General features: G+C 35.7%; 23 protein-coding genes. 15 read left to right on the top strand and 8 right to left on the bottom strand.

Annotated features, from left to right (window positions below; translation table 11 throughout):
• Positions 1–97: 97 nt before the first annotated feature.
• A complete protein-coding gene (locus G5B32_RS14615; RefSeq protein ID WP_165292258.1) occupies positions 98–787 on the bottom strand; it encodes a DUF3667 domain-containing protein in 690 nt (229 codons plus the stop codon).
• A gap of 241 nt (positions 788–1,028) precedes the next feature.
• Between G5B32_RS14615 and G5B32_RS14610 the strand changes: the two genes are divergently transcribed.
• The 4 genes from G5B32_RS14610 (at position 1,029) to G5B32_RS14595 (ending at position 5,194) form a co-directional block, all read left to right on the top strand.
• Positions 1,029–1,586: a hypothetical protein gene (locus tag G5B32_RS14610; protein ID WP_165292257.1), complete on the top strand. Its 558-nt coding sequence runs from the start codon at positions 1,029–1,031 to the stop codon at positions 1,584–1,586.
• A gap of 652 nt (positions 1,587–2,238) precedes the next feature.
• On the top strand, positions 2,239–3,033 hold the full coding sequence (locus tag G5B32_RS14605; protein ID WP_165292256.1) for a sensor histidine kinase: 795 nt from the start codon (positions 2,239–2,241) through the stop codon (positions 3,031–3,033).
• Entirely contained in the window at positions 3,015–3,659 is a 645-nt protein-coding gene (locus tag G5B32_RS14600) for a response regulator transcription factor (protein ID WP_165292255.1), read from the top strand. Before G5B32_RS14605 ends, G5B32_RS14600 begins: the two co-directional genes overlap by 19 nt.
• A gap of 143 nt (positions 3,660–3,802) precedes the next feature.
• Complete coding sequence (locus G5B32_RS14595) at positions 3,803–5,194, top strand: LutB/LldF family L-lactate oxidation iron-sulfur protein (RefSeq protein ID WP_165292254.1); 1,392 nt, start codon at positions 3,803–3,805, stop codon at positions 5,192–5,194.
• Positions 5,195–5,340: 146 nt separating this feature from the next.
• Here G5B32_RS14595 and serS read toward each other — a convergent pair whose 3' ends face one another.
• Positions 5,341–6,612, bottom strand: a complete 1,272-nt coding sequence (serS, locus tag G5B32_RS14590; RefSeq protein WP_165292253.1) for a serine--tRNA ligase — start codon at positions 6,610–6,612, stop codon at positions 5,341–5,343.
• A gap of 219 nt (positions 6,613–6,831) precedes the next feature.
• On the opposite strand from serS, the gene rsmI reads away from it, so the two are divergent.
• From rsmI to G5B32_RS14570, 4 genes are read left to right on the top strand one after another with little or no spacing between them, the layout of a single operon-like run.
• Positions 6,832–7,497, top strand: a complete 666-nt coding sequence (gene rsmI, locus G5B32_RS14585) for a 16S rRNA (cytidine(1402)-2'-O)-methyltransferase (RefSeq protein WP_165292252.1) — start codon at positions 6,832–6,834, stop codon at positions 7,495–7,497.
• Positions 7,498–7,527: 30 nt separating this feature from the next.
• Positions 7,528–8,277: a PH domain-containing protein gene (locus tag G5B32_RS14580; protein ID WP_165292251.1), complete on the top strand. Its 750-nt coding sequence runs from the start codon at positions 7,528–7,530 to the stop codon at positions 8,275–8,277.
• Positions 8,278–8,283: 6 nt separating this feature from the next.
• On the top strand, positions 8,284–9,894 hold the full coding sequence (gene lnt, locus G5B32_RS14575; protein ID WP_165292250.1) for an apolipoprotein N-acyltransferase: 1,611 nt from the start codon (positions 8,284–8,286) through the stop codon (positions 9,892–9,894).
• Positions 9,895–9,929: 35 nt separating this feature from the next.
• Positions 9,930–11,063, top strand: coding sequence for a cysteine desulfurase family protein (locus tag G5B32_RS14570; RefSeq protein WP_165292249.1), 1,134 nt, complete (start codon positions 9,930–9,932; stop codon positions 11,061–11,063).
• Positions 11,064–11,118: 55 nt separating this feature from the next.
• Here the strand turns inward: G5B32_RS14570 and G5B32_RS14565 are convergent, their stop codons facing one another.
• Positions 11,119–11,535: a copper resistance protein NlpE gene (locus G5B32_RS14565; RefSeq protein WP_165292248.1), complete on the bottom strand. Its 417-nt coding sequence runs from the start codon at positions 11,533–11,535 to the stop codon at positions 11,119–11,121.
• 60 nt (positions 11,536–11,595) lie between these two features.
• The gene (locus tag G5B32_RS14560) at positions 11,596–11,928 is read right to left on the bottom strand and encodes a tetratricopeptide repeat protein (protein WP_165292247.1); all 333 of its coding nucleotides are present in this window, start codon (positions 11,926–11,928) and stop codon (positions 11,596–11,598) included.
• Between the two features lie 141 nt (positions 11,929–12,069).
• On the opposite strand from G5B32_RS14560, the gene G5B32_RS14555 reads away from it, so the two are divergent.
• The 4 genes from G5B32_RS14555 to G5B32_RS14540 all read left to right on the top strand — a co-directional run bounded on the left by G5B32_RS14555 (position 12,070) and on the right by G5B32_RS14540 (position 15,918).
• A complete protein-coding gene (locus G5B32_RS14555) occupies positions 12,070–12,810 on the top strand; it encodes an electron transfer flavoprotein subunit beta/FixA family protein (RefSeq protein ID WP_165292246.1) in 741 nt (246 codons plus the stop codon).
• An 18-nt stretch (positions 12,811–12,828) separates the two neighbouring features.
• Positions 12,829–13,803: an electron transfer flavoprotein subunit alpha/FixB family protein gene (locus G5B32_RS14550; protein WP_165292245.1), complete on the top strand. Its 975-nt coding sequence runs from the start codon at positions 12,829–12,831 to the stop codon at positions 13,801–13,803.
• Positions 13,804–13,905: 102 nt separating this feature from the next.
• A complete protein-coding gene (locus tag G5B32_RS14545; protein WP_165292244.1) occupies positions 13,906–14,532 on the top strand; it encodes a bifunctional nuclease family protein in 627 nt (208 codons plus the stop codon).
• A gap of 9 nt (positions 14,533–14,541) precedes the next feature.
• Positions 14,542–15,918, top strand: a complete 1,377-nt coding sequence (locus tag G5B32_RS14540) for a nucleoside permease (RefSeq protein WP_165292243.1) — start codon at positions 14,542–14,544, stop codon at positions 15,916–15,918.
• Between the two features lie 118 nt (positions 15,919–16,036).
• Here G5B32_RS14540 and G5B32_RS14535 read toward each other — a convergent pair whose 3' ends face one another.
• Together G5B32_RS14535 and G5B32_RS14530 are read right to left on the bottom strand one after the other, a co-directional pair.
• Positions 16,037–16,453 carry a hypothetical protein gene (locus G5B32_RS14535; RefSeq protein ID WP_165292242.1) on the bottom strand — a complete coding sequence of 139 codons (417 nt, stop codon included), beginning with the start codon at positions 16,451–16,453 and terminating at the stop codon, positions 16,037–16,039.
• A gap of 187 nt (positions 16,454–16,640) precedes the next feature.
• Positions 16,641–17,192: a C40 family peptidase gene (locus G5B32_RS14530; RefSeq protein WP_165292241.1), complete on the bottom strand. Its 552-nt coding sequence runs from the start codon at positions 17,190–17,192 to the stop codon at positions 16,641–16,643.
• 85 nt (positions 17,193–17,277) lie between these two features.
• Here G5B32_RS14530 and G5B32_RS14525 point away from each other — a divergent pair, with 85 nt between their 5' ends.
• Positions 17,278–18,177, top strand: coding sequence for an EamA family transporter (locus G5B32_RS14525; RefSeq protein ID WP_165292240.1), 900 nt, complete (start codon positions 17,278–17,280; stop codon positions 18,175–18,177).
• 48 nt (positions 18,178–18,225) lie between these two features.
• On the opposite strand, the gene G5B32_RS14520 is transcribed toward G5B32_RS14525, so the two are convergent.
• Complete coding sequence (locus tag G5B32_RS14520; protein ID WP_165292239.1) at positions 18,226–20,115, bottom strand: vWA domain-containing protein; 1,890 nt, start codon at positions 20,113–20,115, stop codon at positions 18,226–18,228.
• A 77-nt stretch (positions 20,116–20,192) separates the two neighbouring features.
• Between G5B32_RS14520 and G5B32_RS14515 the strand changes: the two genes are divergently transcribed.
• Together G5B32_RS14515 and G5B32_RS14510 are read left to right on the top strand one after the other, a co-directional pair.
• A complete protein-coding gene (locus tag G5B32_RS14515; RefSeq protein ID WP_165292238.1) occupies positions 20,193–20,774 on the top strand; it encodes an RNA polymerase sigma factor in 582 nt (193 codons plus the stop codon).
• A complete protein-coding gene (locus G5B32_RS14510; RefSeq protein ID WP_165292237.1) occupies positions 20,761–21,957 on the top strand; it encodes a hypothetical protein in 1,197 nt (398 codons plus the stop codon). Before G5B32_RS14515 ends, G5B32_RS14510 begins: the two co-directional genes overlap by 14 nt.
• A 27-nt stretch (positions 21,958–21,984) precedes the next feature.
• On the opposite strand, the gene G5B32_RS14505 is transcribed toward G5B32_RS14510, so the two are convergent.
• Positions 21,985–22,857 carry an energy transducer TonB gene (locus G5B32_RS14505; RefSeq protein WP_165292236.1) on the bottom strand — a complete coding sequence of 291 codons (873 nt, stop codon included), beginning with the start codon at positions 22,855–22,857 and terminating at the stop codon, positions 21,985–21,987.
• Between the last annotated feature and the right edge of the window lie 159 nt (positions 22,858–23,016).

Raw genomic sequence — 23,016 nt, 5'->3', positions numbered from 1 at the left:
TTAATTTTTGCAACATTATTTTATTAAATACTTATCGTCCCTCCTCCTCCAAAGAAGACAATCAGCACGACAAAGAAGACAACGATTTCTACAAATACTAAAAAGCAGAACAATAGAAATCTAAAGAATATGCCTTTCTTCGAGTAAAAACCTTTAAAAGCTTGATAGAATGATAGGTTCGTATAGACAAGAATTGCAATAAAGTGGAGCCAACTAATAACCGACTCCAACGCAGAAAACGTAATAACTCCAAAGGTTCTAAAAGTTTAGCCCCAATAAAAGTCAACAGGACACCAATGAACGGTAAAACTGACACAATAACGTGTTCCAGATAATTTAGCTTCACTCTTTTATATAGCATATAACTATTGAAGGAGATTACAGGAACAAAAGCAATTAATATCGCCTTGCTATAATTATGGAGAAAATCATTAACCCCCGTTTTATCTTCAATATCAACTTCTTGCAAATCAGGAAAAAGACTTCCATTAAACTTACTCACTAAAGAATAAAACCCGACCAATAATAATATGAGGTAGAAAAAGTTATAATACGATTTTCGTTTCCCTGCAATATAGTCCATCGCTGCATAACCCGGTCTGGTAAGCACTTGTTTAATAGTAAACAATAATCCTTTGTCCAAATGAAAAACGCCATGCACCACATCATGGGCTATAAAATGAGACAAAGACAAACGATGCGTGTCAGCACTTTGCCCACAATGAGAACAATATTTGCCATGGATTTCCTTATGGCAATTTAAACAAGTAGTGGAATCGAAATTCATATTTACGGTAGAAGGGTTTAGAGCAACAAAAATACTGATTTTAAAAAAGATTTTATTATAAAACATAAAATCGAATCATTTCAATACTAAGAAGAGAAGATTTATTAAGATTTCTATTAACACACTTCATATTTTACTTTTTGAGAAATATGATTTATTAAAAAACAGGATTTTTCCCCTTTTAGAAACCCTTATATATAGTTAATTTTAATATAAATTACTACACCAACAAACAAACGTTATGAAACAGAGAAATTTAAGTCGCAACATCAATGTCTTATGCATATTGTTGTTCGGCAGTATGTGGGCTCCTAGCTGCTCTCCCAGGCAAGAAGAAAACAAACTTTCTTCTTCTTATGAAAAAAAACTTATTAACTATAAGGAAGGCACTTTGCTATTTGATGAATATTCCAACACGAATAACAAAGTTCTCACAGAATTCCGAAAGGGAGAACCAGATTCAAGGTGGTATTGGATCTCATTAGAAGATTTGGAAGGATATATCCATTACGTCAAAGAAAATGCTAAAAAACAGCAGCTAGAAAATCTAGGCTTGCGCATTTACTTGGGAAAATACCCTTTGGATTACCCTAAAGATAAAATGGCTAACCCTGATTATGCTGGTTACCAAACCATATTTATAGTCCCTACAACACAAACAACTACGTCACAAAACCAAAACATTAAGAGCTTAACTAGCACTTCAACATCGAGAAATGAGGATATTACAACTATCTCAGGTATAAATGCTGTAAACTTAGCTCCACCACCAAAAGTACCTTCAGAAGGAATGCAATAATATGATTGATTCGAACATAGAATTAGGCAAAATAATAAGTATGTTAATATCTGTTTTTGTAATGATATTATTATACTGTATCAAAAGACAAAGTAAGAAAGAAAATTTTCTATTTATTATAGGTTATTCCACTCTTTCTATCATTGATATTTTTTGCTTTTTTTATTTCAAATTGACCAAATTGCCTACAGATATTTTTTATACTGTAGGCTTTTTGACTATTGTATTTTTTCTTTACCTTTTCTATTACTTTAAACTTCTGTATTTAAAACCATTACGTAAAATACAGTTCACTATAATTCTACTTTTTGTACTAAATATTCTAATACAGATTATTATTAATCAAAATGCCTTTTTAAATTTTTCTTTTAATTGGCTATACATCAATATTTTACTATTATTATTTTCAATCATTTTATTTCTATACCAAACATTTAATTCTAATAAGATACTTCATATCAAACACTATTTACCATTTTGGATTTCTGTGTCTTTACTCATTTTTTTTATTGGAAGTATACCGATATTCTATTTTAGACATACAATTTCGGAACAACTTTATTTCATCATTCTTTTATCTTTAAATATTGTAAGTAACTTAATAATAGCAAGAGGAGTATTATGGCATAAGCACAATTGTTGGAAGTAGCACATGGAAAATATAGAAGAAAATAATTTGGTAATAGTTTCTACAGCCACGTTGCTGCTAGTGATATTTATCATGCTTTTTTTATACTTAATATTTTTGAAGAAGAAAACCACTTTAATGCTTGAACAAAAGGAAAAGGATATATGGTTTGAAAAGGAATTAGCGAATACACAAGTAGAAATTAAAGAACAAACTTTAAATTATATAGGACAAGAGCTACACGATGATTTAGGACAGAAATTATCTGTCGTTCGATTAAAACATAATCAACTACTTAATAAAATTGAAGATGCTCACCATACAGAATTAATAGAACTAAATGAGCTTTTGGGTGAGTGCATACAAGATATTCGCAATCTGTCCAAAAACCTCATTACCGAACAAATCGTTCATTTCGGATTAATAGAATCTATTGAACATCAGGTTTTGAGGATTGAAAAATTAAGACTTTTACATATTGATTTTTCTTTTAACAATCATGATGTAGATATTCCTGCTAAACATAGTTTGATTCTGTTTCGCATAATTCAAGAAAGTTTAAACAATATACTCAAGCATTCTAAAGCAAAAGAAGTCAAAATTACAATCACAGAGGATCCCAACACTTTAAATATAGAAATCAATGACAATGGAAAGGGGTTTCAAATTGATCATGCGCAAGATGGGTCGGGATTAAAGAATATGGAACTACGTGCAAAATTACTTGGCGCAAGTTTTAAGGTCATTTCCATACCCAACACTGGCACTACAACCAAAATTGTCTACAAAAAGAATATATCATGGAATACATACCAATAGCAATAGTTGACGATCACACGCTAATGTCAAAAGCATTGGAAAATATGATCACGGAGGACGCTAAATACAAAGTTGTAATGAATAATGCCAATGGGGAAGATTTTATCCAAGCATTATCCAACGCAAATGAACTGCCTCAGGTCGTGTTAATGGATATTAATATGCCCTACAAAAATGGTATAGAAACTACACAGTGGCTTAGTGAACGATTTCCAGAAATCAAAGTTATCGCATTGACAATGGAAGATGATGAACAGGTCATTATCAAAATGCTCAAAGCTGGCGCCAAAGGCTACTTACTAAAGGACATGCAGCCTTACTTATTTTTTCAAGCTATAGAAAATGTAATAAACAAAGGGAGCTTTTATACGGACTTTGTCACACAAAAGCTTCTTAAAATAAAAATTGAAGACATGAAATCTAGTTCTATTATTTCTGAACTGAAAGAAAGAGAAAAAGAATTCATAAAATGGGCTTGCAGCGAACTCACGTATAAAGAAATAGCTGATAAAATGTGTTTAAGCCCTAAAACTGTAGACGGTTACAGAGATGCCGTTTTTATTAAACTGGAAGTAAAAAGCCGTGTCGGATTAGTCCTTTTTGCTCTTAAATACGGATTGGCATAAATTATTTCATGCCTGTCATGCTAAAATCTTCTTTTGATTTTTTATGAATGATTAAACACAATAATTAAAAATTTCGGGTATATTTAAAAGTTGGTTAGAATATAACCAGCTTTTATTTTTGTAGGAGATTAAGCAGAGTCAGCATGGCGCAAAATATCGCAGATAAGTTTTTAGAAGACAGTTCAGCCAAATCCTTCGACCTTCGTCACCGCGAAATCATCACTAACAATATTGATAAATACAACACGGCGTTCGAAAGAGGGAAAAATAAGTTTTTCAATTTAGAAAATTCTAAAGCGAAAGCTAATCTTATTAAATGGCGAACGATTGAGAATCTCGATAAATACTTAGTGGATTTTGAAGCACGCTTTACCGCAAATGGAGGCAAAGTAATCTGGGCAAATGATGCAGAGGAAGCCCGTCAAGAGATTTGGAAGATTTTTGAAAAGCATAATGCTACATCGGTTATCAAATCCAAATCCATGGCTACTGAAGAAATTGAATTGAATCATTTCTTAGAAAAAAAAGGTATTGATCCCATCGAAAGTGACTTAGGTGAATACATCATTCAATTGCTGAATCACAAACCTTACCATTTTGTTACGCCAGCTATGCATTTGAGTTTGGAAGAAATTGCCAAACTTTTCCATGAAAAGTTCGATACGCCACTGGATGCTACAGCAGAACAATTGACGATGAAGGCTCGTGAAATCTTGCGCGAAAAATATACTACAGCGGAAATCGGAATTACGGGTGCTAACTTTCTAGTCGCTGATACGGGGAGTATAGCCATTACCGAGAATGAAGGCAATGCTCGCTTAACCACTTCTTTTCCAAAAGTACATATCGCTGTTGTGGGAATTGAAAAGGTAATTCCCAGCATGGCAGATTTAGATTTATTTTGGCCACTGCTAGCTTCACATGGAACAGGTCAAAATCTTACGGTTTACAACACACTTTTGAGCGGTCCCAAAAAAGATGAAGAAACCGATGGCCCAGAAGAAATGTATGTTGTCCTATTGAACAATGGCAGAACCAATGTATTAGAGAAAAAAGATCAACGCCAAGGTTTATATTGTATTCGTTGTGGAGCCTGCTTAAATGTATGCCCTATCTATCAAAATATCGGTGGTCACACCTACGAAACCACATACCAAGGACCTATAGGATCTTTAATATCGCCACACCTTAACGGAATGAAAGAATTCAAACATCTTTCCTACGCATCGAGTCTATGTGGAAAATGTACTGAGGTCTGTCCTGTAAATATTGATATTCAAAAAATGTTATTATTGAATCGCAGAGATTCTGTACAGGAAAACCTTGCTCCTACTTCCGAACAACGTCTGTGGAAAGGTTTCTCTTTTGCTGTCAAAAAACGTAAATGGATAGATTTCTTTGGCGGGAAAATGAAAAACTTCTTTATGCGCAATTTCTTTAAAAAAGCTTGGGGAGATAATAGAGAATTACCGGAATTCCCTAATAAATCTTTTGCTAAGCAATGGAAGGAACATCAAAAAAATAAGGATAAATAGGATTAATATAATATGTCATTTCGACCTTAGGAGAAATCTATAAAATTGACAATTAATAAGGGGATAATTAATAATCCCAAAATATAAAACACAAAAAATGGGCTACATAATTTGTAGCCCATTTTCTTTATCTTTAAACTTAAAGCCTAGTCAATATATTCAAAACCTGTGTAAGGAACCAATGCAGCAGGAATTTTAATTCCTTTTTCCGATTGATTATTTTCTAAGATGGAAGCCACAATACGTGGTAATGCCAATGCTGAGCCATTTAACGTATGTGCTAACTGCATTTTGCCATCCGCATTTTTGAAACGTACTTTCAAACGGTTAGACTGGAAAGTTTCGAAGTTTGAAACTGAAGAAACTTCTAACCAACGCTCTTGTGCAGCTGAATACACCTCCATATCGTACGTCAACGCTGAAGTGAAACTCATATCTCCCCCACAAAGACGCAATACGCGGTAAGGCAATTCTAATTTTTGCAACAAACCCTGTACATATTGGCTCATTTCTTCCAATACTTCGTATGATTTATCAGGATGTACGATTTGCACTGCTTCCACTTTATCGAATTGGTGAAGACGGTTCAATCCACGTACGTGCGCACCATAAGAACCAGCTTCACGTCGGAAACATGGTGTATAGGCACAATGTCTGATCGGGAATTGCTCTTCTTTTACGATTACATCACGGTATAAATTCGTAACTGGGACTTCCGCTGTAGGGATCAAATACAAATCATCGTTCGTTACGTGGTACATTTGACCTTCTTTGTCTGGAAGTTGTCCTGTCGCAAAAGCTGAAGCTTCATTCACCACAATAGGAACTTGCACTTCCCTGTAACCTGCTTCTGCAGCTTGATCCAAGAAAAAGTTAATCAAGGCACGTTGAAGACGAGCACCTTTTCCTTTATATACTGGGAAACCAGCTCCCGTAACTTTTACACCTAATTCTAAGTCAACAATATCATATTTTGTCAATAACTCCCAGTGCGGCAATTTGCTTTCAGTCAAAGTAGGAACTTCACCATGTGTCAAAACCACTTCGTTATCCTCTGCTGAAACACCGACAGGAACTGATGAGTGCGGCAAGTTTGGTAAAAGCACAATTTTCTCATTCAATGTTGCTTCTACCTCTGCTAATTTTTCGGCAAATTGCTTTTGTTGCTCTTTATATCCAGACGATTTTGCTTTAATAGCTTCTGCTTCTTCCTTTTTACCTTGACGCATCAAATCACCGATTTGCTTTGCGGAGGAGTTTGCTTCAGCAGCGATAGCGTCAGACTCACTTTGAATCTTACGACGTTGTTCATCCAAGCTAATGATTTCATCAACCAAAGCTACATCTTTGAAATTCTTAACGGCCAATCTCTCGACAACCGCATCCCTGTTCTCACGGATATAATTTAACTGCAACATATTATTTTGAGTTTATCGGCACAAAGATAAGAAACTGCGATTTACTATTCAGTAATTTTTCCTACAAATCCAATGTAGCGAATAGATATTAATATGCGTTTTATCAACAACTAGAATAAATTTTTCCATTACAGCTTTCCTCTTAAGACTTAAACACCCCGTTTAAGTCTTTTTTGTGAACATCTTTCGCAACTATCTTATATTGCGTACCTTTGAACTATGCTATATTTAGTACCTACGCCTATTGGCAATTTGGAAGATATGACTTTCCGTGCGATTCGCATTTTGAAAGAATCGGATTTGATCTTGGCAGAGGACACACGCACCAGTGCTCCTCTGTTAAAGCATTTTGGTATTGAGAAAAAAGTCTTTGCCCACCATCAACATAATGAGCATAAAGCCGTTTCTGAAATCATCAAATTCTTGAAAGAAGGACAAACCATTTCTTTGATTTCGGATGCAGGAACACCTGCCATTTCAGATCCTGGATTTTTACTTGTGCGTGAAGCCATTAAAGAAGGACTAGAAGTACAATGTTTGCCGGGCGCAACGGCTTTTGTTCCTGCGTTGGTCAATTCTGGTCTTCCAAACGATCGTTTTTGTTTTGAGGGTTTTTTACCCGTAAAAAAAGGACGTCAAACACGTATGAAGCAATTGGTGGAGGAAAAAAGAACGATGATATTCTACGAATCTCCACATAGATTGTTGAAAACTATCGAAGAATTTATCCAATATTTTGGGGAAGAAAGACAAGCTTCTATTTCCAGAGAATTGAGTAAATTGTACGAAGAAAATGTACGCGGCACTTTATCGGAGCTAAAATTACATTTTGAAAACAATCCCATTAAGGGAGAATTCGTATTTTGTGTAGCAGGTGCAGAATAATAGAAAGAAATTAATTTATCATTTCCACATATGAGTATAGATAAATTTGTACAAGACGGTCAAGATCCGAAAGTAATTGAAAAAATATACAACAAGATTTCAACGATGTTGAATCACGACGAAGTTGTGAGTTATATTGCTTTGCAGAAAAAACCTGCAGTTACGCTTTTACCTGATAGCATCGCGATTAGCAATAAACGTATTTTTTTGTGTGAATTCACCAAATTAGGGTTAGCCACGAATTTTGAAATATTTGATTGGAAAGACATTAAAGATATTGCTTTCAAAGAAGAGATTTTTGGTTCTAAAGTGACAGTGATTCCTTTTACAGGAGAGAATTTGAGTATCGATTATGTACCAAAAACACAAGCTCGTCGATTGTATCAATTGATTAAAGAAGTTTTGGAAGACATTAAGTCTAATTCTTCTAGTGAGCCTCAAACCCAAACTAAATCTGTTGAGGAACCCAAAACCATTGTCACAAAACCAGCGGAGCCAGTTCGTGATCTTTATGGAGAGCCTGTAAAAGAATTTATTCCACCTAAGGTGGTAGAGACTCCAAAATTTGAACCTCATGTTGCAAAACAAGATCATACTTTTGCGCCTCCTGTGAATCAAACGTATCAATCTCCGATTTCAACACCACCTCCCGCACCTGTTGAAGATGAGGATGACGAAATCACCTTGAAGTTGAAAAAGTTAAAAAATCTTTACGACAAACAATTGATCTCACAATCGGAGTACGAAAACAAAAAAGCAGAAATCTTATCACAACTATAATATCACGTGAAACAAAATTATTTACTGGCACTATTAAGTGCCTTTATTCTTTGGCTAGGATGGCCCCCTATCCCCTATAGCAGCTTACTTCTTTTAGTAGGGTTCGTTCCTTTGTTAGTCGCTGTCGAAAATATTATTCGTGGTGATTATAGCAAAAAGGGAACTAAAATATTTTGGACCTCCTTTCTAACAGGGTTTGTTTGGAATACAGCTTCGATTTATTGGGTATTCAATTCTTTAAATGCCGTATTGCCAAGCTGGGTGTCGTTATTGATATCCCTTATACCGTTCGGTCTTGCGCCCCTACTTATGGCAACTGTTTTTAGATTGTATTATGAATTACGCAAAAAACAAACTATAATAATTTCGTTTTTAGGCTTGATTTCTCTTTGGATTGGCTACGAATATTTGCATCAAACTTGGGATTTAGCATTCCCATGGATGACTTTGGGAAATGGATTTGCAAATTTCCATCAGATTATTCAGTGGTATAGTTTTACAGGAGTTTATGGCGGCACACTATGGATATGGGTAGTTAATATTTTAGCTTTCTTATTCTATTGGCAGTACAAGCAAAAGGTTCAAGCTTATTCGCAAAAACTGATTCTTTCCTTGGGAATAGGGCTAATCGTATTTCCTATACTAATCTCAGTTGTTCAATATACAACTTACGAAGAACCTATTAATCCTTCTGAGGTCGTGGTTGTACAACCCAATATTGATCCTTATCAAAAATTCGGATCCATTTCTCCTTCGGAGCAATTGGAAAACTTAATAAGCCTTTCTAAAAGTGTGGCAAAGCCAAATACAGAATTTTTCGTTTGGCCAGAAACAGCGATTTCAGAACGCGGAGGAATCAACGAAGAAGATTTTAGACAATATCCTTCCTACGAACGAATTGTAAATTTCTTAGGCGATTTCCGAAATGGAAATGTTTTATCAGGAATTGAAAGCTACGCCATCTATCAAGATAAACGTACACTTACAGCTAGACCTTTTGGCGCTGGCTATGTAGATAGCTTCAATGGGTCTACCTTAATTGACGGATCCAGTATTTTACAGTATTACCATAAATCCAAGTTGGTACCAGGCGTGGAACAATTACCATTTGGAAATTTCTTAGCTTTTATGACACCACTTTTCGAACATTTCGGAGGTACTACAGGTGGTTATGGCAAAGATACTGAGCCGAAAGTACTGTATGCACAAAGTGGAATTGGTGCTGCTCCTACTATTTGTTATGAATCCATTTGGGGAGATTATGTTGCTGAATACGTCCAAAAAGGCGCACAATTCATTGCCGTTATGACTAATGATGGCTGGTGGAAAAATACTTCTGGGAAGGACCAACACATGGCTTACGCTAAAATTCGTGCCATTGAAAACAGACGTTGGGTAGCGCGCTCGGCTAATACAGGTATTTCGGGATTTATCAATCAAAAAGGTGATATCGTACAGCATACAGATTGGTGGGTTCCAGCTGCATTGACGCAAGAAATCAATCTTAATGACGAAACCACATTTTACACTAAAAATGGAGATATTATTGTATATTTTGGGTTATTTGGCAGTTTATTGTCATTTCTTCTGTTAATTATTTCGAAATACAAAAAATAATTCAAAAAATTTTCGCAAATACCTAATTTTGCCAAATGCATATATATCTAGATAACGCAGCTACCACAGCCTTGGATCCAGAAGTAATCGATGTGATGGTAGAAACCATGAAAACAGAATTTGGGAACCCTTCTTCTATTCATGCTCATGGTCGTCAAGCGAAAACTATAGTTGAAAAAGCAAGAAAAACAATTGCTCATTTATTACACGCTTCACCCGCTGAGATTTTCTTTACCTCGGGTGGAACAGAAGCGGATAATATGGCTATCGTTCGTTCGATAGAAGCCTATGGCATTACACATGCTATTACTTCTCCTATCGAGCACCATGCCGTACTTCATACATTAGAGGAGTTAGCAAAAACAGGGAAGATTCAATTGGATCTCGTTCGTTTAGATGCAAAAGGAAATATAGATTTAACTCATTTAGAAGAATTATTAGCAAAAAATCCACGTACGTTGGTGTCTTTAATGCATGCCAACAACGAGATTGGCAATCTTATTGATATCAAACGCGTTTCGGAAATTTGCCAACAATACCAAGCGATATTTCATTCGGATACCGTACAAACTATGGGACACTATCCGCATGATCTTTCACAATTAAAAATTGATTTTATTACTTGTGCGGGACACAAGTTCCACGGACCTAAAGGTGTAGGTTTTCTTTACATTAATGCCAGCAATAAAATAAAACCTTTAATATTTGGTGGCGCTCAAGAACGTAATATGCGTGGTGGTACTGAAAATGTATACGGCATTGTAGGTTTGGCAAAAGCGTTAGAAATAGCTTATCGCGATATGGAAAGTCATCAAGCTTACATCCAAGACTTGAAAAGCTATATGATTCAAGAATTGCAAAAAGCTATTCCTACGATTAACTTCAACGGAAATATCGATCCTGAAAATTCTTTGTATACTGTATTGAATGTTTCATTGCCATGTACCAACATGAGTGATATGTTATTGTTCAATTTGGATATTGCTGGAATTTCTGCTTCAGGAGGTAGTGCTTGTAGTTCAGGTTCGGATATTGGTTCGCATGTTTTGCGTGCAATTGACGCTGATCCAGAAAGGCCTTCAGTTCGATTTTCCTTCAGTAAAAACAATACCAAAGAAGAAATCGATATCGTAGTCGCAAAACTTAAAGAAATTTGTGATCACGAATAAAAATAAAACAGAAATGGCTGATAAAATTATCAGCCATTTTTGTTTCTTCTAAAAATTATTTCACGCGGGATAGTTGATACTTTTCAGCTATGTCCCCCTTTATTTCATTTCCGGCTAAATCTAATTGAATCAAATAGTCCGGATTAATTTTATATTGATAATCTAAACCTTCTAAAGTCAATGTATTTTTCTGCACATCCCACTTCCCTTCTTTTATAAATTGATCTTCAGATTTACCTTCGTAACTATAACGTAATACGTAAGATTTATCTTGATGCAATTCGAGAATAGTGCTAATAGATTCACAGTCCACGCATGGCAAGTTTCCAGAATAAAGTCCTGCTAAATTCGCTGAAAGAGATTCCATATTTTCATTCTTATCTTTGGCTACTACAGACTTCTGGTTGTTGACACAACTTAAAGCTATCCCAACTATAACGAACCATGAAGATATGTAAACAAGCCAACGCATATGTTAGGTCATATTCAAAAAGAATACCAAAACACGCGATTTAATTTTTTTTCTTAAAATTTAACATTCATCGTCGTCATCCATCCCTAAAAGTAGATTTAATGCCCCCATTAATTCTCCTTTAGCATGATGATTACGAACTTTAGTAGCCACTAGAATACCTTGCTTGTAAACTTCCTCTGCCTTCTCTTTTTCTCCTACCTTCTCCAAGAATTTTCCAAAATGATAATAACTACCCACATAATCTGGAAAATTAGCTAACAAATTTTCAAAGCCTGCACGCGTTTTCTCATTATCATCTCCCTTTAGGTATTCCATAGTTAAGGCATAATGCAAGAAAGGGTCTTGAGGACTTTCTACTAAAAAAGCTTCTAACTGTTCAATTCGATTCATACTACAAAAGTAAACCATTAACGCAGAAAAAGAGAGTTTAAAAGAAATAATTTATTATGCTAGCATAGGAAATTAAAATTATTTGTCTATATTTGATAAGTAAACTTAAATAGATAAGCTTAAATCATAAACCATAAAAACATGAAAATATTAGTTTGTATAAGTAATGTTCCAGATACTACATCTAAGATTACATTTACCAATAATGATTCAGAATTCAACACAACGGGAATTCAATATATTATCAATCCATACGATGAGATTGCTCTGGCTAAAGCCATTGAATTAACAAATTCGGGGGCTAATGGATCGGTAACTGTTATTACAGTAGGCGAAGCCTCTACAGAGCCGACCATACGTAAAGCATTAGCTATTGGTGCTGATAATGCTGTACGTGTAAATGCGAACCCTGCGGATGCATGGTACGTGGCCAACCAAATTGCTGATTATGTCAAAAAGAATAGCTTTGATTTAATTCTTACCGGTCGCGAGTCCATTGACTACAATGGTTCTCAAGTAGCAGCTATGGTCGCCGAACTTTTGGGTTTACCTTCTGTATCCATTGCAAAAGGCTTATCAGTGGAAGCTGAACAAGCTATTATTGAACGTGAAATCGAAGGAGGAAAAGAAGTTGTTTCAGCATCTTTACCATTGGTCGTAGGAACAGCCGAAGGTGTAGCTGAACCAAAAATCCCTAATATGCGCGGTATTATGGCAGCTAGAACAAAACCTTTGGAAGTACTTGAGCCTATCGAGGTGAAACCATTAACTAAATTTAATAAATACAGCACACCTCCAGCACGCGGCAATGTGAAATTAATTGATGAAAATAACATCAACGAATTGGTGAATTTATTACATAGTGAAGCTAAAGTTATCTAACCTAGAAAAAGAAAGAATATGTCAGTTTTAGTATATATAGAAAATACAGACGGTCAGTTAAAGAAGTCAGCTTTTGAAGTCGCTTCTTACGGAAAAGATATTGCTACACAATTAGGCACTGAAGCTATTGCTTTAGCTATCGGCGATATTTCTTCTGATGAGTTAACTAAGCTAGGAAATTATGGTATTGCTAAAGTATTGCATGTTTCTAGCGCGGATTTAAAAACATTTGTAAACCAAGCTTATGCATCGATTATTGCTTCTGCAGCGAAGCAGCATAACGCATCTATAGTCGTACTTTCGAATACATTCAGCGGTAAAGGTTTAGCACCTCGTATTGCGACGAAATTAGAAGCAGGGTTAGTTGCTGGTGCGACAAGTTTACCAACCGTTTCAGGGGATTCATTTGAAGTTACAAAAACAGCGTTTTCAAATAAGGCCATTGCATCCGTAACAGTTGATTCTTCCATAAAAGTCATTACAATTAATCCAAATAGCTATGCTGCCACGGAAACAGGTGGTTCGGCACAAGTAGAAGCCTTCAATGCACCGGTAGAATCTTCGGACTTTGGTACTATAGTCAAAGATATTGTACGTGCTACAGATAAAATTTCCTTGCCAGAAGCTGATATAGTTGTCTCCGCAGGTCGCGGACTAAAGGGTCCCGAAAACTGGGCCATGGTCGAAGAGTTAGCGAATGTATTAGGTGCTGCTACAGCATGCTCAAAACCAGTTTCGGATGCCGGATGGCGTCCTCATTCGGAGCACGTAGGACAAACAGGTATTGTCGTAAGTCCAAATTTATATATCGCGATTGGTATTTCAGGAGCAATTCAGCATTTAGCGGGCGTTAGTTCTTCTAAAACCATTGTGGTAATCAATAAGGATCTAGAAGCTCCATTCTTCAAAGTGGCGGACTATGGCATCGTAGGAGATGCTTTCGTTATAGTTCCAAAATTGATTGAAGCGTTAAAAGCATATAAAGGTAACTAAACAAAAACATATCTATAATTAAGGTAGTACGGACAAAAAATGTACGTGCTACTTTTTTTTTGGCATTAATATTCACATCTTTGTATCATTGAAGGTGTTCGGATGAAGAAACTTAAGTTAGATATCGTTGGCTTGTCATATAGCCAAACACAATCAGGAGCATATGCACTTGTCTTGGGCGAAATTAACGGCAACAGACGCCTTCCTATTATCATAGGTAGTTTTGAAGCACAAGCTATAGCTGTTGAAATCGAAAAGATGACCCCTAGTCGTCCGCTTACGCATGACCTATTCAAATCATTTGCCGATACTTTTGATATTTCAGTAGATGAAGTATTGATATACAATCTTGTCGATGGAATCTTCTTTGCCAAATTAATCTGTAGTCAAGGTAATCAAACACACGAAATTGATGCACGCACATCGGATGCCGTAGCTTTAGCAGTTAGATTTGAATGTCCGATCTACACGTATGATTTCATCATGGCTGCTGCTGGTATTGTAATTGAAAGTAATGATTTCGCTTTCTTAGAAAATATGAGCTCAGCAAGCACTTCGGAATCCGAAATATCCAAACCAAAACAAGAATTCCAAAAGCCTAAAGAGGTTTCTCCATATGCCTCCCTGACGATGGAACAATTGGAAAGCACACTAGAAAAAGCTATTGCTAACGAGCAATACGAAGTCGCAGCTAAAATTCGTGACGAAATAGAAAAAAGAAAATCATAAATTAATACTATGTCTATCAAATTAAGACTCACCATCATGAACTTCCTACAGTTCTTTGTATGGGGAGCATGGTTAATTACAATAGCTAACTATTGGTTCGGAACTAAGGGTTGGGATGGTACACAGTTTGGGGCAATCTTCGCCACGATGGGTATTGCATCACTCTTTATGCCAACCTTAATAGGAATTATAGCCGACCGTTGGTTCAATGCGGAAAAATTGTATTCGCTTCTTCACTTTCTCTACGCACTTTGTTTAATCTACCTTGCCAAAGTCGACAATCCAAACACATTCTTCACCGTTATACTTGCAGCTATGTGTTGCTATATGCCCACATTGGCATTATCCAATTCTATAGCATACAGTTCATTGACTGCGGCAAAATATGATTTGATCAAGGCTTTCCCTCCTATTCGTGTATGGGGAACTGTAGGATTCATCACTGCAATGTGGATTACAAACCTTTCGGGCAACAAAGCAACGGAATTACAGTTTTACATTGCTGCAGCAGGATCGATTACTCTGGCATTGTATTCCCTGTTTATGATTCCAAAATGTCCACCGCAACGTTTAATTCGTGAAAATTCAAAATGGACAGAACTGTTGGGTTTAGAAGCTTTCAAACTTTTTGCCAATTACAAAATGGCTTTGTTCTTTATTTTCTCTATGTTTTTGGGCGCGGCATTGCAGTTGACAAATGCGTATGGAGATGTATTTTTAAGTGAATTTGCCTTTTATCCAAAATATGCTAACTCTCTAGTGGTTGAAGGATCGACCATTATCATGTCTATTTCTCAAATTTCAGAGACCTTATTTATCCTTGCTATTCCTTTCTTTTTGAAAAGATTTGGTATTCGTAATGTGATGTTGTTTGCGATGGTAGCATGGGTATTACGCTTTGGATTATTTGCGTTTGGAAATCCATCAGGGGGATTGTGGATGATTATCCTTTCTTGTATTGTTTACGGATTGGCATTTGATTTCTTCAATATTTCGGGTTCTCTTTTCGTCGAAAGTTCTACTAACTCTAAAATTAGATCCTCAGCTCAAGGTTTATTTATGATGATGACAAATGGATTTGGGGCAGTTTTTGGTTCCATTTCTTCAGGCTGGTTAATTGATAAATATTTCACGGATGGATTTAGCAATGTGAATGACTTAGCTGCAAGATTAGAAACCTCATCGGACAATTCGAAGTTCCTTGAATTTATCAGCAGCAAGGGTGTTTCTATCGAAAATGGAGTATTTAGTGAAGTTATCTATCTAAAAGATTGGCATAACATCTGGCTAACTTTTGCAGGATATACTTTGGTTATTGTGATTGCATTTGCAATACTATTCAAACACAAACACGATCCAAAAGCTTTAGAAAACGTAAATCATTAAGATATAGCAAAGGGAAATCAAATTGATTTCCCTTTTTTATGCTTTTGTCTTTCTGAAGTTTGCTGAAAGATCTATTCATATTTGTAATGATTTATTTCCTTTTCAAATGACGCGGAAATTATCTTGCCTTTGCTTCAGCTATCATTGTTATAACTGCATCTATAGTAGATTTAGCTGCATTTTTCATTTTCTCCGTACCTGGATAATCCGCATCTAAAGTCACTTCTTTTGTTTTCTCTTTATAAGTATATTTTAAAATATAGCGTGGAATATTTTTTCCTTCATTCGGATTCTCACGTTTGGTAGTCATATCATCGTCAACATTCCAAAAGCCTAATTCCATGGCTTTACGATGTAAATACAACAAATCATCTTTGCGCATACGAACAGTATCTGTAAGCACACGGTTATCTGTCGTCACATATTGATATAATGCAGTTTTAGAATCGTATTTGTTGAACATTGAATCTGGCGTACCGTAAGTCAGTTCAAGAGATTCAAAATCCGCAAAACGGTAAGGTGCATTTTTTACCATCGAAGAATAATATATCCAACAGTACACGATAAATGGCACTATAATACAAATAGCTAAAAAGATTCTTTTTGATTTACTAGTCATGATATTAAATAAAATATGGTGACAAAAATACACAAATTGTCACCATTATTCGTGCGAATGGGAAATAAGGATGACAATTGACATTCGTATTACTTCGAGAACCTTATACTTGAGGTGTACCGCAGCGCGTAAAATATTTGTAGTACCAAGTATCTTTTAAATTGGAAATTACCACGCCTTGCTTCGTCGATACATGCACAAATTTGTCATTATGCAAATAGATGCCTACATGATCTATTGTTTTTCCTCCAAAAGAAAAGAAGACTAAATCTCCCTCTTTTAATTGGTCGTCGTATTTGCGCTTGACAACTTCTGCCATATCACGTGAAGAGCGAGGCAAAGTTTTGTGATAAACCTGTTGATAAATAATACCTACAAATCCCGAACAATCTATACCATCTTTATTTTGTCCCCCTAAACGATGAGGACTGCCAATCCATTCGTCAATAAATTCATAAAGATTTTCATTCAGCTCTTTCGGATTCGTATTCAATAATTCCGAATAATATTGCTTGATATTCGCTCTTTTACCTACTGAAGGTTTTTCTATCGCGGATTTAGTTGATCCAGAAACTGTAGATTTTCTTTTCGCTCCACAGGAACTGAATATCAGCAATACAAAAAATGGAAGGAAAAGAATACGCAATTTTCTCATAATTATTGTTTTGATTACTAATCTACAAGTACCAATATAAAATAAGTAATTCTTTTTATCCACATTAGTTAGCTATTTTTGCGGCATGAAACGATTACAAGGTGCGATAGCGGTATTTGTAGGGGCAGCCAGCTTTGGTGTACTATCTACTTTTGTGAAGAAAGCGTATGCAGCGGGATTCTCTCTAGGCGAAGTGACAGGAGTACAAGCCTTATTAGGTATGTTAATATTGTGGATATTGTTCGGGTTGATGAAGGGCGGAAAAGCTGACTTTTCAAAATATCCACGACATACAGCAGCATGGAAGATCATGTTAGCAGGTGTATCTACTGGAGTAGTAAGTGTGATCTATTACAAATGTGTACAATTAGTTCCTGCTTCCATTGCTATTGTATTGTTGATGCAATTTATTTGGATTGGAGCATTAATAAACTTTCTTGTTTTTAAGCAAAAGCCAAATAAGAAACAGACAATAGGCATAGTTTTAATCCTCATAGCCACTTTATTTGCAACAGGTGCATTAGAATCTTCTATTCAAGATATATCACCTTTAGGAATTTTGTATGGATTACTTGCTGCTTTAGCCTATTCAATTTTTATCATGGTAAATGGAAAAGTTGGCAACGATTATCCCCCTGTTCAGAAAAGTGCCCTAATGGTGACTGGAGCGTGCATAATGATATTTGCCGTATTACAACCGTTCTCACTTTTACAAACTACTGTAGATTTTCAGATTTACAAATATGGAATATTATTAGCCGTATTTGGAACAGTACTTCCTCCTTTTCTATTCGCTTTCGGGATGCCTAAAATTGACTTAGCACTAGGCAGTATTTTGAGTGCGGTGGAATTACCTGTAGCCGTAATGATGTCTTATTTTGTATTACATGAAAATGTTTCCGTCATACAATGGTTTGGTGTTGCATTTATCTTGGCTGTCGTAGTTTGGATAAATTATAGAAAGAAGTCAGAGCCTTTACAATAAAGTAAAATGTCATGCTTCACTGTACTCTGCATGACATTTTACTAAAAACTAGTTTCTAACTAAATCATTACTTTTCATCAAAGCTTTAGCATTTTCAGCTATTTTGATAAATTCAGCCCGGTAACCTTCATCGTCTTTACCTTTACTTTTTTTCGCACGCTGGATTAAGGAATCAAAATTTGCTTGCTGCTTGTGCGAAGAATTGCGCAACAACATCCCCAATTCAGCTACTGCTGTCGCAAAATTAAAATCCTCACTCATCGGCTTCAACTCATTATACAAAACTACTTGTTCCTGAAGTTTAGATTTTTCACCTTGAGGATCTTTATATCTGAATTTAACAGTTGCTAATTCTGTAGAATAATTGGAAACAGTCTTTGTCTTATTCTCTTGGTATTTCAACGGATCAACATTCCCGACTTCTTCGCTTTTCACTCCTACTGGAATAATGTCATAGATAGCCGTTACCACATGACCGACGCCCATATCTCCACCAACTTTCTTATCATTGTTAAAGTCTTCGGCTTCCATCAATCTGTTTTCATAACCTACTAATCTATAATATTGAACATATTTAGGATTGAATTCCACCTGAATTTTCACATCCTTAGCCACCGTAAACATTGTTCCACCAAACTCAGAAATCATTGCCTTGCGCGCTTCTGAAATATCATTGATATATGCATAATTACCACGCCCTTTATTGGCCAATAATTCCAATTTACTGTCTTTATAATTTCCCATTCCATACCCTAGAATCGAAATATTCACGCCTGACTCCCGTTCTCTTTCAATTAATTTTTCCATATCCGAATCACTGGATGCTCCCACGTTGAAATCCCCATCTGTAGCCATTACAATTCTGTTGTTTCCATCTTTTAAGAAATTTTGACGGGCAATCTTGTAAGCCATTTTCAATCCATCCCCTCCTGCAGTCGAACCTCCCGCTTCTAATCCATCAATTATTTCTTTAATTTTCATCTTTTGATCTCCTGAAGTGCTTTCCAAACGTACCTGCGCATTGCCAGCATAAGTCACGATAGCCACTTTATCCGTGTCACGAAGCTGATCTACCAATAGTTTTAAAGAAGATTTTACCAAAGGCAACTTATTCGCATCGTACATCGAACCCGACACATCAATTAAGAACACAAAATTCGATGCTGGTAGATTGTCTTTTGAAATATCTTTAGCTTTTAAAGAAATGCGTAATAGCTGGTGTTTGGCATTCCACGGTGATGTAGCTAACTCTGTTTTAATTGCGACTGGATTATCCCCTTTTGGCGAAGGCATATCGTATTGAAAATAATTGATCATTTCTTCGACACGGACTGCATCCACAGGAGGTAAAGTTCCCTGATTCAAAAAACGCTTTACGTTATTATAAGAAGCAACGTCCACATCTGCTGCAAAGGTGGAAAGTGCCTCTTTCAGAGGACTAATAAACTTATTTTCATCAAAACCTTTGTAAGATTCTGTGTTCTTTTCTACTCTACCTATTCCTCTAATCATTAAATTGCTACTATTCCCAACACTATTATATGCTCCAACAACTCCAGCAACTCTACCTTGTAAAGCAGAAACACTACCAGTAAGATTTTTTTTGGCAACAGGAGCATATGCTACTACTGCCACTTCATCTATAGCCGTATGCAATTGTTGTAATGATATTTGGTGGCTTTCTTCATTTTTGACAACATATTCCAATGTTTTATAACCTAAAAACTCAAAACGTAAGGTATCTCCTTTGAAAGACGAAATGGAAAACTCTCCCTTTTCATTGCTCAATACATGTTTTTGTTTTGTTGATTGCACAAATACACCTGCAAGAGGATCTTTTGAATATTTATCCGTTATAGTGCCTTTAATTTCGATCAAACTTTGGCCATTTGCTACTATAGCAAATAGAACCATACATATTATTAGTAGCCTTTTCATATTGAATCATTATTTAATTTTCCTAACGGATGCAGAAAAAATGAAATTTCCATAATCAAGAAAAAAAAATTATTTTCATGCCGATTATGAAACTAAATGGCTCATCCCTTTCCAAAGAATCTGATGAATCCTTGTTGGAAAAATATACTTCCAGCGAAGATTTAAATGTTTTGGGTGAGCTATATACGCGACATAGCGAGATGGTGTATTACGTTTGTCTTCGTTATTTTAAGGATGAAGAGAAAAGCAAAGACGCCGTAATGCAACTTTTTGAACAACTTATAGTCAAAATAAAAAAGCAGACCATTCAAGATTTTCCGAAATGGTTATATGTCGTAGCCAAGAATTTTTGTTTGATGGAATTGCGGTCTTCAAAGAAGATTGAAATTTCTACAGACGAATTTGTGGAATTTCCGACTAATCTGCATCCACAAGAAGACTATGCAGAAAAAGAGGAACGATTATCGCAGCTAGAAAAGTGTATACAGAAACTTCCCGAAAAACAGCGCATTAGTATTGATTTATTTTTCATCAATCAAAAGTGCTACAAGGAAGTGGTAGAAATAACAGGATTCTCGATGAATGATGTGAAGAGCTATATTCAGAATGGGAAAAGGAATTTGAAAAATTGCATGGAGAAATCGGATGAGCAAATATAGTAAAGATATAAATTACTTACGTCAATATGTGAATGGCGAACTCACTCATACAGAAATGTATGAGATCGAGCGTGCTATGCATGAGGACGAAATGCTCATGGATATCATCGAAGGTTTGGAAACTGAAAAATTTTTAAAAAGCTCTATTCCTACAGCAGATTTGCAGGCTAAGATTAAATCCCGAACTACCACAAAAAAATCTGTCAAGATATTTACATTGAAGAAACTATTTGCAGCAGCTTCAATTATTGCAGTTCTTTCATTTGGGGTTATATATTTTCTAAATACGACCCCAAAAAATGATGTTATAGTAAATACATCTTTTGAGAATACACAGATTGAGGAAAATACGGAAGTAACCCGTATTGTCCCTGATTCTTCCTTAATAGCTTACAAACAGGAAGAAGCAAATGAAGAGGTGGCAGAAAGTCAAAATAGTATCAAAAGAGAGAAAAATACCAATAAACAACAAACTCTTGATCCCAAGAAAATAATGGTTTATTCGGCTAAACCTAAGATGCAGGTCGTCATAGAAGGTCCAAAATATGTCAATAGAAATACCAATGATGTTGAGATTATTACGACATATCGAGGTGAAGTCAAACCAACGCAAACTGAAATACTATCTTCAAAGGTTGGTTCTATTTCTACTGAACAAGCTACTTCTTCATCATTAGCAAAGACACAAGCCGATCTACAAAGATTAGATTTAGATCCTCAAACAAAAGCCAATCTATCCGCAGTATTAGCCCGTCAAGCGCAAGAGAATAGAATGGATATAAAAGAAAAACAGACTGAAAACTCCATAAGTGAGGTGTTAATAAATGGTAACGCCTTAGCAAACAAAAACTTTGGAGATTCTAGAATCATATCATCCTCTGATGCTATTGAGGCCCTCGCTACAAAAACTATTCAGAATGGGAATCCTTCGAACGGATGGACATCATTTAATTCTTATATAAAAGAACAGCTTAGAAAAAAAGGTTTTAAAACTTATAATGCAAATATATCCTTTGATTTAGATTTGTTGATGCGACCTACGAATATTGAAGTAAAAACATCTTCTAATCCAAAGATGAATGCTATTCTTATTGAATTGCTGAAAAATGGACCTACTTGGGAGAATAAAGATCCTAACCATCCTATTTTTATCCGAATAAGTTCGGAAGAAGCAAAAAAATAATAATTGCTCCTTCCGAAAATTTATCTATTATTGAGTTGCCAACCGAATAGGTAACGAAAATGCCACCCGTACCCTTTGACCATTTTGGATACCAGGATTCCATTTTTTCGCTGTTTTCAGCAATTTGATAGCTTCATTTCCTGTCCCGTAGCCCATATCTCGTTCTACTTCAAAAGAACTTAAGCTTCCATCTTTTTCGACTACAAATTTCACTTGTATCAGTCCTTTGACTTCATTATCAATAGCAGACTGAGTGAAGGTATAGTTTTTAGAAATCCAATTTATAAATTCCTTCATTCCACCAATCGGTTCAGGCATAATCTCTACACTGGTGAAAGGTTCATTACCATAGGCATTAGTGCCATCTACATCTCCTGTCGATTTTCCCAGAGTTCCTCCATCTTGTGTTTTAGTGCCAAAAGTTCCTCGAGTAATCAACTCTCCTCTCTTCTGTCCTTTCGCATTGAAAGAAGCTAACAATTTATTCTTATCTAAAACTTCCGTCTCTGTAGCGATTTCTTCCGAGGTCTTTGTCTTATCAGTTGGATTTATTTCAGTGTATTTCACCAAATCTCTAGCTGAAACATCTTTTGCTACTTGCTGTGCTTTTTCTTCCTTCGGTTCCGGAGTAATAATTTCTTCTGGCAATTCTAGCTCGGGAGCTACTTCAAAAGCTGGACTAAATTCTTCTTTTACAATCATTAAATCATTTCCATCTGATTTGCTGACGAATGATATTCCGCACAAGCCACCTACTGTCGCTGCAACAATCAATAAAGCCATATTTGTAGCTTTTCCTGACATTTGTCGAAGTTGATAAGCACCGTATTCTTTATTGCGATTGGCAAATACTATATCTGTCCAATCTTTTGAGAAAATCAATGATTTAAAAAACATCATAATAGAGCGATTTAATAGTTTATATTTGTTATTTATCAATATGATGTTTATCGCGATTGATTTCCATAAAAAAGAGGCCGTCTCAAAATAATTGAGGCGGCTTTTTTAGTTTTAAATGAATCCGTCATGGTTTGACTACCTTGTGAGCAAAGAGTTCAA

Origin of the sequence: Sphingobacterium sp. SGL-16, assembly GCF_011043515.1 — a bacterium.
GTDB lineage: Bacteria > Bacteroidota > Bacteroidia > Sphingobacteriales > Sphingobacteriaceae > Sphingobacterium > Sphingobacterium litopenaei.
This window is presented reverse-complemented; position numbering and strand designations above follow the sequence as displayed.